This window comes from Bradyrhizobium sp. P5_C12 (genome assembly GCF_054049735.1).
Genome location: NZ_JBFULU010000011.1, coordinates 102346 through 118016, shown reverse-complemented (window position 1 = coordinate 118016; position 15671 = coordinate 102346). Strand labels below are relative to the sequence as shown.

Annotated in this window: 17 protein-coding genes; 10 read left to right on the top strand and 7 right to left on the bottom strand. The window is 65.2% G+C overall.

Going from position 1 to position 15671, the window contains the following annotated elements:
- Positions 1–73: 73 nt before the first annotated feature.
- A complete protein-coding gene (locus tag ACXJMY_RS13135; protein ID WP_456619761.1) occupies positions 74–1702 on the bottom strand; it encodes a fatty-acid--CoA ligase in 1629 nt (542 codons plus the stop codon).
- A gap of 65 nt (positions 1703–1767) precedes the next feature.
- Between ACXJMY_RS13135 and ACXJMY_RS13130 the strand changes: the two genes are divergently transcribed.
- A complete protein-coding gene (locus ACXJMY_RS13130) occupies positions 1768–2856 on the top strand; it encodes an extensin family protein (RefSeq protein WP_456619760.1) in 1089 nt (362 codons plus the stop codon).
- A gap of 36 nt (positions 2857–2892) precedes the next feature.
- Here the strand turns inward: ACXJMY_RS13130 and ACXJMY_RS13125 are convergent, their stop codons facing one another.
- A complete protein-coding gene (locus ACXJMY_RS13125; protein ID WP_456619759.1) occupies positions 2893–3579 on the bottom strand; it encodes a L,D-transpeptidase in 687 nt (228 codons plus the stop codon).
- Between the two features lie 340 nt (positions 3580–3919).
- Between ACXJMY_RS13125 and ACXJMY_RS13120 the strand changes: the two genes are divergently transcribed.
- Both ACXJMY_RS13120 and ACXJMY_RS13115 read left to right on the top strand, forming a co-directional pair.
- On the top strand, positions 3920–4897 hold the full coding sequence (locus tag ACXJMY_RS13120; protein ID WP_456619758.1) for a magnesium transporter CorA family protein: 978 nt from the start codon (positions 3920–3922) through the stop codon (positions 4895–4897).
- 185 nt (positions 4898–5082) lie between these two features.
- Positions 5083–5301 carry a hypothetical protein gene (locus ACXJMY_RS13115; RefSeq protein WP_456619757.1) on the top strand — a complete coding sequence of 73 codons (219 nt, stop codon included), beginning with the start codon at positions 5083–5085 and terminating at the stop codon, positions 5299–5301.
- Positions 5302–5385: 84 nt separating this feature from the next.
- Here ACXJMY_RS13115 and ACXJMY_RS13110 read toward each other — a convergent pair whose 3' ends face one another.
- From ACXJMY_RS13110 to pdxH, 3 genes are read right to left on the bottom strand one after another with little or no spacing between them, the layout of a single operon-like run.
- Positions 5386–6156, bottom strand: a complete 771-nt coding sequence (locus ACXJMY_RS13110; RefSeq protein ID WP_456619756.1) for a class I SAM-dependent methyltransferase — start codon at positions 6154–6156, stop codon at positions 5386–5388.
- A 16-nt stretch (positions 6157–6172) separates the two neighbouring features.
- Entirely contained in the window at positions 6173–6925 is a 753-nt protein-coding gene (locus tag ACXJMY_RS13105; protein WP_456619755.1) for an SDR family NAD(P)-dependent oxidoreductase, read from the bottom strand.
- Between the two features lie 14 nt (positions 6926–6939).
- The gene (gene pdxH, locus ACXJMY_RS13100) at positions 6940–7581 is read right to left on the bottom strand and encodes a pyridoxamine 5'-phosphate oxidase (RefSeq protein ID WP_456619754.1); all 642 of its coding nucleotides are present in this window, start codon (positions 7579–7581) and stop codon (positions 6940–6942) included.
- A gap of 113 nt (positions 7582–7694) precedes the next feature.
- Between pdxH and ACXJMY_RS13095 the strand changes: the two genes are divergently transcribed.
- Both ACXJMY_RS13095 and ACXJMY_RS13090 read left to right on the top strand, forming a co-directional pair.
- The gene (locus ACXJMY_RS13095; RefSeq protein ID WP_456619753.1) at positions 7695–8102 is read left to right on the top strand and encodes an RT0821/Lpp0805 family surface protein; all 408 of its coding nucleotides are present in this window, start codon (positions 7695–7697) and stop codon (positions 8100–8102) included.
- 109 nt (positions 8103–8211) lie between these two features.
- Positions 8212–9174, top strand: coding sequence for a DnaJ C-terminal domain-containing protein (locus tag ACXJMY_RS13090; protein ID WP_456619752.1), 963 nt, complete (start codon positions 8212–8214; stop codon positions 9172–9174).
- A 328-nt stretch (positions 9175–9502) separates the two neighbouring features.
- Here ACXJMY_RS13090 and ACXJMY_RS13085 read toward each other — a convergent pair whose 3' ends face one another.
- Together ACXJMY_RS13085 and ACXJMY_RS13080 are read right to left on the bottom strand one after the other, a co-directional pair.
- On the bottom strand, positions 9503–10276 hold the full coding sequence (locus tag ACXJMY_RS13085; protein ID WP_456619751.1) for an anti-sigma factor family protein: 774 nt from the start codon (positions 10274–10276) through the stop codon (positions 9503–9505).
- A gap of 106 nt (positions 10277–10382) precedes the next feature.
- Positions 10383–10871 carry a sigma-70 family RNA polymerase sigma factor gene (locus tag ACXJMY_RS13080; RefSeq protein WP_456619750.1) on the bottom strand — a complete coding sequence of 163 codons (489 nt, stop codon included), beginning with the start codon at positions 10869–10871 and terminating at the stop codon, positions 10383–10385.
- Positions 10872–11043: 172 nt separating this feature from the next.
- On the opposite strand from ACXJMY_RS13080, the gene fabI reads away from it, so the two are divergent.
- The 5 genes from fabI to ACXJMY_RS13055 all read left to right on the top strand — a co-directional run bounded on the left by fabI (position 11044) and on the right by ACXJMY_RS13055 (position 15642).
- Positions 11044–11859, top strand: a complete 816-nt coding sequence (gene fabI, locus ACXJMY_RS13075) for an enoyl-ACP reductase FabI (protein WP_456619749.1) — start codon at positions 11044–11046, stop codon at positions 11857–11859.
- 12 nt (positions 11860–11871) lie between these two features.
- Entirely contained in the window at positions 11872–12471 is a 600-nt protein-coding gene (locus ACXJMY_RS13070) for a histidine phosphatase family protein (RefSeq protein ID WP_456619748.1), read from the top strand.
- 184 nt (positions 12472–12655) lie between these two features.
- A complete protein-coding gene (gene aroC, locus ACXJMY_RS13065; RefSeq protein ID WP_456619747.1) occupies positions 12656–13744 on the top strand; it encodes a chorismate synthase in 1089 nt (362 codons plus the stop codon).
- 141 nt (positions 13745–13885) lie between these two features.
- Positions 13886–15076: an adenylate/guanylate cyclase domain-containing protein gene (locus ACXJMY_RS13060; RefSeq protein WP_456619746.1), complete on the top strand. Its 1191-nt coding sequence runs from the start codon at positions 13886–13888 to the stop codon at positions 15074–15076.
- Between the two features lie 35 nt (positions 15077–15111).
- Positions 15112–15642 (top strand): N-acetyltransferase family protein, encoded by a 531-nt coding sequence (locus ACXJMY_RS13055; protein WP_456619745.1) that lies wholly within the window; start codon positions 15112–15114, stop codon positions 15640–15642.
- Positions 15643–15671: the final 29 nt, after the last annotated feature.

Here is a 15671-nt window from a genome sequence, read left to right as displayed (position 1 = left end):
CGAGATTCTCAGGTTCGCAATTGCGAACCATAGTTCGATGCCGTTGGCATCGCCCCGGAATGACGTGTAAGTCCTACGCCGCCGCGTTCGGGAAGCGGTAGTCCTTGAACTGGTCGCGCAGCGCTGTCTTCAGGATCTTGCCGGTGGCGGTGTGCGGGATGCCGTCGACGAAAGCGACGTCGTCCGGCATCCACCATTTGGCGATCTTGCCGTCCATGAAATTCAGGATGTCCTCACGCGTGGCCTGCTGGCCCTGCTTGAGCTGCACGATCAGGAGCGGGCGCTCGTCCCATTTGGGATGGAAGACGCCGATCACGGCGGCTTCCGCCACGGCCGGGTGGCCGACCGCGAGGTTCTCCAGGTCGATCGAGGAGATCCATTCGCCGCCGGACTTGATTACATCCTTGGAGCGGTCGGTGATCCGCATGTAGCCGGCCTCGTCGATGGTCGAGACATCGCCGGTGTCGAAGAAGCCGTCCTCGTCGAGGATGTTGGCGTCGACGCGGTAATAGGCCTTGGCGACGGCGGGGCCGGAGACCTTGAGGCGGCCGAAGGTCTTGCCGTCCCAGGGCAGTTCCTTGCCGGCATCGTCGGTGATCTTCATCTCGACGGCGAACGGCGCATAACCCTGCATCTGGAGCACGTCGAGCCGCGCCTCGCCGGTGGCATCGGCGAACGGCGGCTTCAGCGCCGCGACGCTGCCGATCGGGCTCATCTCGGTCATGCCCCAGGCGTGGCGAACGTTCGCGCCCATGTCGAGGAACGCCTTGATCATCGAGCGCGGCATCGCCGAGCCGCCGCAGATCACCATCTTCAGATGTGGCAGCTTCAGATTGTTGGCGGTCATGTGCTGGAGCAGCATCAGCCACACCGTCGGCACGCCCGCGGTATGCGTCACCTTCTCGGTCGAGAGCAGCTCGTAGACCGAGGCGCCGTCGAGCTTGGCGCCGGGCATCACCAGCTTGGTGCCCTGTGAGGGCGCGGAGAAGGCGATGCCCCAGCTGTTGGCGTGGAACAGCGGCACCACCGGCAGCATCGTCTCGGAGGCGCTGGTGCCGAGCGCGTCGACATTGTTGGCCATCAGCGCGTGCAGCACGTTGGAGCGATGCGAATACAGCACGCCCTTTGGGTCGCCGGTGGTGCCGGAGGTGTAGCACATCGCGGCTGCCGTGTTCTCGTCAAAGTCCTTCCATTTGAATTTGCCGTCGGCCTCTGCGATCCAATCCTCATAGGCCACGACATTCTTCAGCGTGGTCTCGGGCAAATGCGCCTTGTCGGTGAGCACGACGTAGCGTTCCACGCTTGGCAGCTTGTCGGCGATCTTCTCCAGGACCGGGATGAAGGTGAGGTCGGTCATCACGATGCGGTCCTGCGCATGGTTGATGATCCAGGCGATCTGCTCGGGGAAAAGGCGGGGATTGACGGTATGGCAGATGGCGCCGATGCCCATGATGCCGTACCAGACCTCGAGATGGCGCCAGGTGTTCCAGGCGATCGTCGCGACGCGGTCGCCGAGCTTGATGCCGTCGCGCTCCAGCATCTGCGAGACCTTGAGCGCGCGCTTGTGGATTTCGCCATAGGTGGTGCGGTGGATCGGTCCCTCGACCGATCGCGTGACGACCTCCTGCTTGCCATGAATCCTGGCGGCGTGTTCGATGATCCGGTGGCAGAGCAGGGGCCAATCTTGCATCAGACCAAGCATTCAGACGTTCCTCCGAGTAAGGCTGGACTTTGTTATCGCTCTCAGCCCTGGGCCAAAGAATTGTCATGAGTTTTAGCCTGCCGGACTTTCGCCGCAAATGGTCTTGTCGCGGCTATATGTCCGCCGGCGCGGCCATGGTTACCGCCGCGCTGGGGCTGTTGCTTGTGCTGCCGGAGCCCGTGGACGCGCGAAAATACGCTGCGCCGTTCGATATTTTCGGCCTTGGTACACCACGGCCGCGCGGGGCGGTTCATTCCGCCAAAATACCTGCCAGGATACCGCTGCCAAAACCGCGTCCCGAAGAGGCCCCCAAGGCAACGGACGAGGCCCCTCCGGAGGCCGAAGGCAAACCTTCTCGCGACAAGCCGGACGCCACCAAGCCGGCCGAGGCCGCGCCGCCGCCCGAGAAACAGGCCTCGGCCTGCCGTCTCGCGCTGACCGAGGAAATCGCGATCGCGCCGTCGATTCCGGATATCCGCGGCCCCGGCGCCTGTGGCGGCGAGGATCTGGTGCGGCTGGAGGCCATCGTGCTGCCCGACAAGCGCAAGGTCGCGGTCAAGCCGGCGGCGATCCTCCGCTGCACCATGGCGTCGGCGATCGCCGATTGGGTGCGCAAGGACATGGTGCCGCTGGCCGCAAGCCTGGGCTCGACCATTGCCGATCTCGACAATTTCGACTCCTTCGAGTGCCGTGGCCGTAACCGCATTGCGGGCGCGCTGCTGTCCGAGCACGGCAAGGCCAATGCGCTCGATGTGCGCGCGATCAAGCTCGCCAACGGACAGTCGATCGGCCTGACCGACCGCTCCATGTCGCGCGACATACGCGAGCGCGTGCTGCATTCGGTCTGCGCGCGCTTCTCCACCGTGCTCGGCCCCGGCTCGGACTGGTACCACGAGGACCACATCCATCTCGATCTCGCGCAGCGGCGCAACGACTACCGCATCTGCCAATGGAACGTCTGGGATCCCTTGCCCCAGGTCGCCCCGCTGCTGCCGGCGGTTCGGCCCGAGGAGGCGCCGCCGCGCGAGGTCGCGGCCAAGCCGGAGACGAAGGAGGGGGCGGAGGACGAGGAGACCGAGAAGCCCGCCGCCCCCGCGGCCAAGCCGGCTGCGGATCCCGGCAAGAGCAAGTCCGCAACAAAAAAGCGCCGGTGAAACCGGCGCTTTTGAATTTCGTCTGATCTGGATCGATCAGTAGCTGCCCGCCTGGCCAGTCTGGCTGCCGCCGAGTGCGAGGCGCGAATTGTAGGGCGAGTCGCCGTGCTTCGGCTCGAGCACCACGACGATAGTGCCGACCTTGACGCGGTTGTAGAGGTCGATCGCGTCCTCGTTGGTCAGGCGGATGCAGCCCGAGGAGATCGAGGCGCCGATATATTCCGGCTGGTTGGTGCCGTGAATGCGGAACAGCGTGTCCTTGCCGCCCGAATAGAGATACATCGCGCGCGAGCCCATCGGATTGTCCGGACCGGGCGCGACAAAGGTCGGCACGCCCAGACGCGAAATCTCGCCGGGGGTCGGATGCCAGGCCGGCCATTCCGTCATGCTGCCAACCTTGGCGATGCCGGACCAGGCCATGGCCTCTTCGCCGACGGTGATGCCGTAACGGATCGCCTTGCCGCCATCCATCACCCAGTAGAGATAGTGGTTGTCGGAATCGACCACGATCGAGCCCGGCGATTCCTTGCGATGGTAATCGACGATGGCGCGGCGGAACGGCTCCGCGACCGGGGTGTTCTCGTACCGGACCTTGGCGAGCAGTTCCTTGTCCTTCGGCTTGAAGGCCTTGGTGTCGGTCGCCTCAAAATGCGTGGCCTGCATGCAGCCCGACAGCATCAGGCCAGCGGCCAAAATACCCAGCGTAACTTTCAGCGACGACATGATTTGGTTCCAATCGACAACAACATGCTTTCGCGGAGCTTGAGCCAAGCTCAAAGACCACGACTCCGTAGCCCCCCATTATCGTTGAAATCTGCCACAATTCCAGCGTTTCAGACCTTCTCCCGCGCTGCGAGACCCTAGCTGTGGCTTTTTTGCCGCAAGTTTAGCGGCCCTGGGGTGGTTTTTGGGCAAAAGGATGCCGGACTGTCGATTCCATGCCACGGTTGAGCCACGGGGCGGCCATAAATGCAAACGCTCCGTTAATGTGCTTGTCATCATGAACTTGTCAGAATCGCGCTAAGGGCTGTCACTCTGTCGCAGGCCCCTGCTGGAGTTGTGCATGTTTTCTGTGTTCGTTCCCTCCGAGTCCTCCCTGAGGAAGGCCATCGTCGAGGATCTCACGGCGCTGCCGGAGAATGCGGTGTGGATCGACCTGGTCAGTCCGACCGCCGCCGAAGACAAGGCGGTGGAGCGGCTTGCGGGCATCGCCATCCCGACCCGGGAGGACATGCAGGAGATTGAGATCTCCAGCCGCCTCTACATCGAGAACGCCGCGCGCTACATGACCGCGACGCTGATGTGCCAATCCGACACCGACATGCCGCGCACCACGGCGGTGACCTTCATCCTCGGCGACCATCGCCTGGTGACGGTGCGCTACGATCAGCCCAAGCCGTTCGCGCTGGTCGAGGCCAAGCTGGCCCGTTCCTGCACGCCCGCGATCACCGGCGAGATGGTGCTGATGGAACTTCTCGACGCGGTGATCGACCGCTGCGCCGACATCCTGGAGCGATGCGGCGCCGAGATCGACCAGGTCTCGCACGACATCTTCGAGCCCGAGAGCGAGCGTCACGGCCACGCCAAGCAATATTCCCAGATCCTGATCGCGATCGGCCGCAAGGGCGATTTGACCTCGAAGGTTCGCGAGAGCCTGGTCTCGATCGGCCGCGTCGTCACCTTCCTCTCGGCCGTGGTCGAAGGGGTGAAATGGTCCAAGGACATGCGCGAGCAGCTCAAGACGATGCAGCGCGACGTCGCCTCGCTGACCGACCACGCCTCCTATCTCTCCAGCAAGATCACCTTCGTGCTCGATGCCATGCTCGGCGTCGTCAATCTCGAGCAGAACAACATCATCAAGCTGTTTTCGGTCATGGCTGTTGTCCTGATGCCGCCGACGCTGATCGCCTCGATCTACGGCATGAACTTCAAGGTGATGCCGGAACTCGAATGGGTGCACGGCTATCCGATGGCACTGGTGATGATGTTGTGCGCCGCGATTGTTCCGTACTGGCTCTTCAAGTTGAAGAAGTGGCTCTGATAGCTACCGAGACCTTACGCTGGTCGCAGAGACAGGGTAAATCGTGTCGCAGAATAGATCGGGATTGAGGCCGCGCGGTGATGCGTGCGCTCCGCCCCAATTCCTCCGGTAAAATTTGAGCGGTGGGCTGAACGTTTGCGCGAAACTTGTCTGCGATAAGTAGCGTGTAGCCGCGAGGAACAGCCATGGTTGAAAAACACATAACGTCGCCCCGCAACGTCATCGATCTGGCGAACTATCGTCAGGTCCTGGCGAGCGGCAAGGCGTCGTCGATGTCGGCACGCATGTGCCGGCACTGTGGTGCTCCGCTGCTCGACGGTGAGAATGACGACGACTGCTCGACTGCATTCAGCACGGCCGCTCCGCGGCCGCGCGACAGGTCGCGTCGCATTCGCGTCGATTGAGGAACGGGGAAGGAAGGGCGATCCAGGTCTTGCGGCGGCGTTGTCTGGATCGCCTTGCTTCCCGCCCATCGTGCGGCAATTCACCTAGCGCATGACGATCTGCGCCGTTGAGACGATGGTCTCGGCAATCACGCCGTTGCGGCTGAAGGGAACCAGGTGCTCCTCGACATCGCGCAGCATTGCCTCGACATTCCCGCCCAACGCGTCCGGCGAGGACGACGAGTAGGTGAGGGTGCGTCGCGCCAGGTCCTGCGCGTTGACCGCGTGGCTCGTCTCGACTGTGACGAGCTCGGCGGGTTGGAAGGAACTGCCGCGAAAGAACGCGGGAAGGTCGCGATGGGTCTTGGTGCCGCGGCCGGCCTCCTCCCAGAGCCGGGCGGGCGACCAGCGGCGGCGGGCTTCATTGTAACCATCAAGCCACGGGTTGCGGCCGTCGGTGGCTGAGAACGACGCGCAGATCGCAATTGCGCCGTCGCGCGCGACCAGCCGATCCAGCAGTGCGAGCGTTGGATCGCGATCCATCCAATGCAGGGCACGGCCGATCGTCACGACGTCGAAGCTGCCGATGTCGGGGCCAAGGGTCTCGGCCTTGGCTTCGATCAGGGCGAGGGTATGGCCGGCGCGCGCAGCCGCGCCTCGCGCTGCATCGAGCATTGCGGGTTCAGGATCGACCCCGACGATGCGGCCGACATAGGGCGCGAAGCCGAGCGCCAGCACCCCGGGTCCGGTGCCGAGGTCGATCAGGCCACATCGTCGGGAAAGGCCGAGCCTTTGCGCGACGCTGCCAAAGAATTCGGGCGGGTAGGGCGGCCGCAAGTGCTCGTAGAGTGACGCAGTGCTGGCAAAACGACCCATGCTCCGCGCGCCTGGCCTAGACGTGCTGCCCGCCGTTGATGTGGATCTCGGCGCCGTTCACGTAGGACGATGTTTCCGTGCACAGCACGTAGATGATCTTGGCGACCTCGTCCGGCGTGCCGAGCCGGTGCATCGGGATCTGCTGGTCGACGATCTTCTCGGTGCCCGGCGACAGGATCGAGGTGTCGATCTCGCCCGGCGCAATCGCGTTGACGCGCACGCCGACGCGGCCGAAATCCGAGGCCATCTCGCGCGTCAGCGATGCGAGTGCGGCCTTCGAGGTCGCGTAGGCCGCGCCCGCGAAGGGATGCACCCGCGAGCCCGCGATCGAGGTGACGTTGACGACCGAGCCCTTGGCTGCCTTCAATTCCTCGATCAGCCCCCGCGCCATCATGATCGGCGCGAAGAAATTGACGTTGAACACGTGCGTCCAGGTGTCGATGTCGGTGTCGACCGAGCCGAGCCTGGAGCCGCCCGGGCCCTTCGGCGAGATCGCGGCGTTGTTGACCAGCGCATGGAGCATACCGCCTTCGAGGCGGTCGCGGATGTCGGAGATCGCGCGCGTGGTATCCGCGGGGGTGGCGAGGTCGACCTGGATGTGGTCCTCAGGGCCAGCATCCCAGGGACAATCCTCCGGGAACGGATGCCGCGAGCAGGTGATGACGCGCCAGCCCGCGGAGGAGAAGCGGATCACGGTGGCGTGGCCGATGCCGCGGCTCGCTCCGGTCAGGAGCAGCGTGCGGCGCGGCGCATTGGAGGACTGCGGCATGGAGGTCTTTCAGGTCAGGGGTACATCCGCGTCTTGGACCACGGCTTGCCGGCTGCGTCACGGCGAAATTCGATGCGGTCGTGCAGGCGGAATGGGCGATCGTGCCAGAACTCGATGCGTGACGGCGTGATGCGCCAGCCGCTCCAGCCCGGCGGCCGCGGCACCTCGCCGATGACGTGCTTGGCCGCGACCTTGGCGATCGCCTGCTCGAAGGCGAAGCGGCTCTCCAGCGGCTGCGACTGCTTGCTCGCCCAGGCGCCGATCTGCGCCTGCTTGGGCCGGGTGGCGAAATAGGCGTCGGCCTCGGCGTCGGTCACCGGCGTCACGTTGCCGCGGATGCGCACCTGTCGGCGCAGCGACTTCCAGTGGAAAAGTAACGCTGCCTTAGGATTTGCGGCGAGTTCGCGGCCCTTCTGGCTGGCGATGTGGCTGTAGAAGACGAAACCCTCGGTATCGAAGCCTTTCATCAGCACCATGCGCACGTCCGGCAGGCCGTCGGCGTCGACGGTTGCGAGCGCCATGGCGTTCGGATCGTTCGGCTCGCTCTTGATCGCCTCGTTCAGCCAGGCCTCGAACAGCGCGAACGGCTCATCGGCGGCGGTGAAATCACCGGATGTTAAGGGTGTCTGGTGTTTCATCGAGGTCGAGTCGGTCATGTCTGGAGTCCGAGTTGCGTCCCGCGGCCCAAAACGCATTGTTGTCCGCTACCGCCCTATATAGGGCATGGGGGCGCGTTGGCCTATCGGCGATGCGGCCGTCCGGCTTTGTCATGACGATGATTGTGATCGGGCTCGGCGCCGGCGGTTGCAGCTTTTCCCGCACTGACAGCAGTGCTTATGCCAAGGCCGACGACAGCGACCTCACCGGCTCGATCGCGCGGGCGGCGAAGGACGCGCCGCCGACCGAGACCGATCTTGCCTTCGCCCGCAACGCCGCCTCCGACGTCCTGAGCAAGGGCGACAAGGATTCCAGCCAGCACTGGGAGAACCCGGAGACCGGCGCGCGGGGCTCGGTGACCCCGATCGCGCAGTCCTACGCCGCCGAGGACGGCCGCAAGTGCCGCGACTTCCTCGCCAGTTATGTCAACGGGAACACCGAAAGCTGGCTCCAGGGCGCCGGTTGCCAAAGCAGCCGTGGCCGTTGGGAGATTCATACGCTAAAGCCGTGGCGGAGTTAGGAATCGGCTCCGCGGGCTAGTTGCAAAAATGCCACTCGCCCCCACATGAAGCACAGGTGGGGCGGGGAGCCCTTTGAACACATCGATTTCCCGAGAGGAGACGTGACGGATGCGCGACCCCTATGAGGTCTTGGGGGTGCCGCGGAGCGCCAATGCTGCCGCGATCAAGAGCGCCTATCGCAAGCTTGCCAAGAAGCATCATCCAGACAGCAATAAGGACGACCCAAAGGCCGCCGAGCGCTTCGCTGAGCTCAATACGGCCAACGAGATCCTCGGCGACGAGGACAAGCGCAAGCAGTTCGACCGCGGCGAGATCGACGCCGACGGCAAGCCGCGCTTCCAGGGCTTTCCGGGCGGGGGCGGTCCGCGCGGGCGCGCCGGCCCGGGCGGGTTCGAGAGCTATACGTTCCGCAGCGGCGGTGCGGGCGCTGGCCCGGGCGGCGGCGCGTTCGAGGACATCCTCAACAGCATGTTCGGCGGGACCCGCGGTGCGCGGCCCGGTGCCGGCGGCGCCGGGCAGTTCGAATTCGACACCGGCGGGATCGGGCTCGATCTCGACCTGAACGTCGCCATGACCGTCTCGCTGGAAGAGTCGGTGCAGGGCGGGGAAAAGCGCGTCCGGTTGCCTTCGGGCAAGGAACTCAACGTCAAGATTCCGGTCGGCGTCGTCAGTGGCCAGCAGATCCGGCTGAAGGGGCAGGGCGAGACCGCCCCCGGCCATCCGCCCGGCGATCTCCTGATCACGATCACGGTCGCGCCGCACGCCTTCTTCAAGGTCGAGGGGGCCGATCTGCGGGTCGACCTGCCGGTCACGCTTTACGAGGCGGTGCTCGGCGGCAAGGTCCGTGTGCCCACCCTCGGCAATGCCGTGGAACTCTCGGTTCCCAAAAACACCTCCAGCGGCCGGACCTTCCGTCTCAAGGGCAAGGGCCTGCCGAAGGCCGGTGGAACCGGCGATCTCTTCGTCACCGTCAGGATTATGCTACCGGACGGGAACGACGTCGAGCTTGAGGCATTGATGGAGAAGTGGCGGGACCAACACCCCTACAATCCACGTAGCGGGCTTGGTTAGGGCGAGATCGGAAGCTGAAGGGGTTCTCCTAAAGACCGAGAGCATCGTCGAAGCAGATGATGCTCATCATATGCCCGAGGCGTGGTAGCCCTCACTTGGCGCACGTGCTCGACGTATCGGCTGTCCGGCGGGGCGGCCGATAAATAGGTGCGGCCTCGAGAGGGGGACCAGCGCGGTACCAAAAACCCCAATCGAGGCCGCCCGCGTCGATCGGCGGATCGAACGCTGCTCATTTTCGCGTGAGCATCCGGTGCGATAATGAGACGCGCCGATGTCTTGATTCCAAATTTTCAATGTCGGAATCGAGGCACCGCGTTCGCGCGGTTGTCTAGGTGCCGTTTTTCTCTGCCTGGTCGTACACGGCCTGCGCCACCCTGGTCAGCCGGTCGCGGTCGCCGCCGCCGCCGCTGACAACGTAGCCGACGCCGCGGTCGGCCCAGAACAGCGCGCCGTCCTTGTCCGTCCTGGCGTAGCGCATCTGCGTCGCGCCGCTCTCGGTCTTGGCGGCGTAGATCGTGTAGCGTTCGCCCGAGCCGCTCTCATACATCAGGAACGAGGCGGGTCCGTTCGGCCCCGGCAGCAGCCGGCCGCCGACCAGTTTCAGCCCGCTCGCCTCCAGGTTCGGCGCGAACACGGTCCAGCCGCAGCGCCTGGTCAGCCAGGCCTGGAGATGGTCGCGCTCGTTGCCGCCGACCTCGACGGGGTGGCGGACCTCGACGACATAGAGGCGATGGGCGTCGAGCGCGTCGGCAGTGAAGCTCTGGAAGGTCGAGGGCGCGTTGGCGGCGCCATGCGCGACCCATCCGGCCGCGCCGCCGGCCACGAAGGCAACCAGCACGGCCGCAGCGGCGCCATAAAGCCATTGCCGGGGGCGCCGCTCCAGCCGCTCGAGCTCCAGCCGCTGCGGCACCGGCTCATGGGCGACGTCGTCGTAGCGGGCGTGCAGCATCTCGGCCATGGTGCGCCAGGATTGCACCCGCTCGGCATCCTCGGGGTGGGCGGCGAGCCAGGCCTCGACGTCGGCGCGGCGTTCGGCCGGCAGCTCGCCGTCGACATAGGCGTGCAGTTCGTCCTCGGTCACTGAAATCCTGTGGTCGTTCATATCGGTCGTCTCTGGCTCTGCGGCCCAAAATATCGTTCGCGGTTGACCTGCGCTTTGTCCCTCTGCATGCGGAGGACGCAACATGCGCGATGCATCAAACCTGCCATCACTTCACCCGCCTGAGCGACGGGCGCTCGCCCTCCAGCGATGCTTTGACGTGGGCGCGGGCGCGTGCCAGGCGCGACATCACGGTGCCGATCGGCACACCCTGGATGTCGGCGACCTCGCGGTAGCTCATGCCCTCCAGCATCACCAGCAGCAGAACCGAGCGTTGCTCCTCGACCAGCGTCGCCAGCGCCCTCTCGATGTCGCGCCCTTCGGCTTCGGTCCCGCTGGCATCGGGATTGTTCTCGGTCAGTTGCATGAATTGCGGCCGCCTTGCCAGCGAGCGCCGCCGGTTCTTGTTGAGGTTGGTCAGGATCGTGTAGAGCCAGCTCCTGACGTCGCCTCCGAGAAACAATCGCTCCGAACGCAACGCGCGCACCAGAGTGTCCTGCACCAGATCGTCGGCCGCATCCGCATCGCGCGTCAGCGCGCGGGCGTAGCGGCGCAACGCCGGGATCATGGCTTCCACGCTCTGGCGAAACGCATTCATTGCGGTCTTGACGTCCTCAACGTTCGGCGCGAGCGCCTCAACGATCATAACACCCGAACGGAACGGCTATTCCGGCGCTCGAAACAGCGTTAACGCCGCGTATTAGGACTGTACCGCGAAGGAGGGCTGGTGTACCTCCAGATCCTAACCCAGCCCGATGGGACGTTGAGAAATGGCGCAGAATTCAGGTTTGATGCAGGGCAAGCGCGGGGTGATCCTCGGCGTTGCCAACAACCGTTCGATCGCCTGGGGCATTGCCAAGGCATGCCACGCGGCCGGTGCCGAGCTCGCCTTCACCTATCAGGGCGATGCGCTGAAGAAGCGCGTCGAGCCGCTCGCTGCCGAGATCGGCGGTCTCGTGCTCGGCCATTGCGACGTCACCGATGCCGCGACCATCGACGCGGCGTTCGCGGTGTTGCAGGAGAAGTGGGGCAAGATCGATTTCCTGGTGCACGCGATCGCCTATGGCGAGCAGCTCGACGGCCGCTACGTCGATACCACGCAGGAGAATTTCACCAAGTCGATGCTGATCTCCTGCTACTCGCTGACCGCGGTGACGCAGCGCGCCGAGAAGCTGATGACCGACGGCGGCTCGATCATCACGCTCAGCTATTACGGCGCCGAGAAGTGGATGCCGCATTACAACGTGATGGGCGTCGCCAAGGCGGCGCTGGAGGCCAGCGTGCGCTATCTCGCCGCCGACCTCGGCGAGAAGAACATCCGCGTCAACGCCATCTCGGCGGGGCCGATCAAGACGCTCGCCGCCTCCGGCATCGGCGATTTCCGCTATATCCTGAAGTGGAACGAGTACAACGCGCCGATGCGGCGCAACGTGTCCACCGAGGACGTCGGCGGCAGCGCGCTGTATTTTCTCTCCGACCTGTCGCGCGGCGTCACCGGCGAGGTGCATCACGTCGATTCCGGCTACCACGTGCTCGGCATGAAGCGGCCCGACGCGCCGGACATTTCGCTGGGTGGGAAGGACTAACCTTTACCTGGAATGCCCGTGCCCACGATCTACTATCTTCGCCACGGCGAGACCGAGTGGAATGCGCTCGGGCGGCTCCAGGGCACCAGGGACGTTCCGCTGAACGCGCGCGGACGCGACCAGGCCGTGCAGGCCGGCGCCATTCTGGCCGATCTCTTCAAGCGCGACGGCCGCGACAAGGCCGCGCTGCCCTATGTGTCGAGCCCGCTCGGCCGCGCGCGCATGACCATGGAACTTGCGCGCGGCAAGCTCGAATTGCCGGTCACGGACTATGCGCTCGACGATCGCCTGCGCGAGATCGGCTACGGCGTCTGGGAAGGGCTGACGCTGGCCGAGAGCGAGGCCGCCGATCCCGAAATCTATGCCAGGCGCCTCGCCGACAAATGGACGGTGGGCCCGAGCGGCGGCGAGACCTATGCCGACGTCCAGGTCCGCGTCCGTGCCTGGTACGACCAGCTCCAGTCCGATACCGTCGCGGTCGCCCATGGCGGCACCTGCCGGGCCCTGATGGTCTCGCTCGGCCTGGAGACCCCTGCGAGCGCCGCGGAGCTCTATATCGAGCAGGGCGCGGTTTACGTATTTCGCGACGGCAGGCTGGAGAAGCATAGTTAAGCCAACACTCCCGTCATTCCGGGGCGGTGCGCAGCACCGAACTCCGGTGCGCCCTTGCGCACCTGAGAATCTCGAGATTCCGGGTCTGGTCCTTCGGACCATCCCGGGATGACAGGGAGCGTGCGGGTTTGACCCCCGGCCGCCCGCGCGTTACCACACGCCGGAACCGACCTAGCGAGCAGCGATGTCCTTCAACACCTTCGGCCACATGTTCCGCGTCACCACCTTCGGCGAGAGCCACGGGGTGGCGATCGGCTGCGTGGTCGACGGCTGCCCGCCGCTGATCCCGCTCACCGAGGCCGACATCCAGCAGGACCTCGACCGCCGCCGTCCCGGCCAGTCGCGCTTCACCACCCAGCGCCAGGAGCCGGACCAGGTCAAAATCCTCTCCGGCGTGATGGCGCATCCGGAGACCGGCGTGCAGGTGACGACCGGTACGCCGATCGGGCTTCTGATCGAGAACACCGACCAGCGCTCGAAGGACTATTCCGAGATCAAGGACAAGTTTCGCCCGGGCCATGCCGACTTCACCTATGAAGCGAAATACGGCCTGCGCGACTATCGCGGCGGCGGGCGCTCATCTGCGCGCGAGACCGCGACGCGGGTCGCCGCCGGCGCGATCGCGCGCAAGGTGTTGCCCGGCGTCAAGGTGCGCGGCGCGCTGGTGCAGATGGGCCCGCACAAGATCGATCGCGACAAATGGGACTGGGACGAGATCGCCAACAATCCGTTCTTCTGTCCCGACAAGGACAAGGCCGCCTTCTTCGAAACCTATCTCGACGGCATCCGCAAGAACGGCTCCTCGATCGGCGCCGTGCTCGAGATCGTCGCCGAGGGTGTGCCGGCAGGATTGGGCGCGCCGATCTATGCCAAGCTCGATGCCGAGCTCGCCTCCGCGATGATGAGCATCAACGCAGTGAAGGGCGTCGAGATCGGCGCCGGCTTTGGCGCCGCCGAGCTCACCGGCGAGGAGAACGCCGACGAGATGCGCACCGGCAATGACGGCACGCGCTTTCTGTCCAACCATGCCGGCGGCGTGCTGGGCGGCATCTCCACCGGACAGCCGGTGGTGGTGCGCTTCGCAGTGAAGCCGACCTCGTCGATCCTGCAGCCGCGCCTGACGGTCGACCGCAGCGGCGCCGACACCGAGATCATGACCAAGGGCCGTCACGACCCCTGCGTCGGCATCCGCGCCGTCCCGGTCGGCGAAGCCATGATGGCCTGCGTGCTGGCCGACCATTTCCTCCGCGACCGCGGGCAGGTCGGGCGCTAAAGTATGATCCGGACCCGAAGGGCCGCATTAGCGCAAAGTGCGCAGCGGTTTTCCGAAAAGATCATGCTCGAACTTTAATGTCGCGGTACTAGCCCACCGCGCAGCTTGACGGCCCCGCAACTTCGTCCGCAAAATGCGGGCATGGAAACTTCCGAGTTCCAGCGCATCATCAATTGGCTGATCGACGGCGCCCGGTCGTCGCGGGGGCCCGCCGAGATGATCGCGGATGCGTGCGAGCATCTGGTCGCGGCCGGGCTGCCGCTGTGGCGGTTCGGCGTCTTCATCCGCACGCTGCATCCCGAAATCTTCGGCCGCAACTTCATCTGGCGCGAGGGCGAGGAGGTCGAGGTCGGGACCGTCGATTTCGAGATCCTGGACACGCCCGAATTTGCCCGCAGCCCGCTCCGGATCGTGTTCGAGGAGGGGCTGGAAGTCAGGGGACGCATCGACGACATCGACACCAAGCGGTTTCCGTTCCTGGAAGACATGCGCGCCGAAGGCGTCACCGATTACATCGCGACGCCGATGCGCTTTCTCGACGGCTCGATTCACGCCTGTAGCTGGACGACGCGGCATTCCGGCGGTTTCAGCGATGACCACATCGCGACGATCCGGTCCATCGTGGCGCCGCTCGCGCGCGTGAGCGAGATCGTCACGCTCCGCCGCACCGCCTCGATGCTGCTCGACACCTATGTCGGCAACCGCGCCGGCGAGCGCATCCTTGCCGGCCAGATCCGCCGCGGCCACAACGACACCATGCAGGCCGCGATCTGGCTGTCGGACCTGCGCGGCTTCACCGCGCTGTCGGACCGGCTGCCGGCCGAGACGGTGGTCGAGATTCTCAACCATTATTTCGACTGCCAGGTGACCGCGATCCGGGGGCATGGCGGCGAGGTGCTGAAATTCATGGGCGACGGCCTGCTCGCGGTGTTCCCGATCGACGAATATGTCGGCGATGCCGCCCATGTCTGCACCCGCGTGCTGGAGGCCGCGCGCGAATCCCGCGCCAGTGTCGAGGCGCTCGCTTTTCCCGTCGGCGGCGTCATCGAGCGCTTCCGCTTCGGCGTCGCGCTGCATGTCGGCAACATCCTCTACGGCAATATCGGCGGCGGCAACCGGCTCGACTTCACCTGCATCGGCCCCGCGGTCAATCTCGCGGCACGGCTGGAGAAGATCGCGGGCCGGACGGGGCGGACCGTCGTGGCGTCCGAGGGCTTTGCCAGCGTCTGCCACGGCGGCTGGCGCGAGCTCGGCGAATTCCCGATCGCGGGGTTTTCCAAGGCGCAGCGCGTCTACGGGCTGGCGGAGGAAGCGCCGGTGGTGATGGCTTGAAGCGTGTAGGCGTGGATGCGAACGAAGAGCGTCCCTTGGGTGAGATCGTCATTCGACCTGCTACCGAAAAGGACGCCGCTCTCATCGCCGCGATCCATACGTCAAGCTGGCGTGACGCCTATGCCCACATTCTTGCGCCGGAATTCCTGAATGGCGACATCGAAGCCGACAGGCTCGCGGTCTGGTCGCAACGGCTCCGCGATCGTTCCACTGCGCAATTGATCAACGTGGCCTGCGACTCGGCTGGGCTCGCGCAGGCGTTCATCTGCAGCTATTGCGATTTCGATCCCGTCTGGGGAAGTCTTGTGGACAATCTTCACGTTCGTCCGCAGGCGCGGGGTCAGCGAATTGGTGAGCGGCTCTTTCGCGATGCCGCCACTCGGCTTCTGGCAATGGCTTCCGGCTCGGGGCTGCATTTGTGGGTCTTCGAGGCGAACGTGGCCGCCCTTCGCTTCTACGAGCGGCTTGGAGGCCGCGTCGTCGAGAAGGGGAGCTCCGGCATTCCGGCCGCAGGCGGAAAGACCGTTCTGCGCGTTCATTGGCCGACGATCGCGCTGGTCGGCTGAGCAGGGAGCTGCGGCCGCCGCTCTTGGCT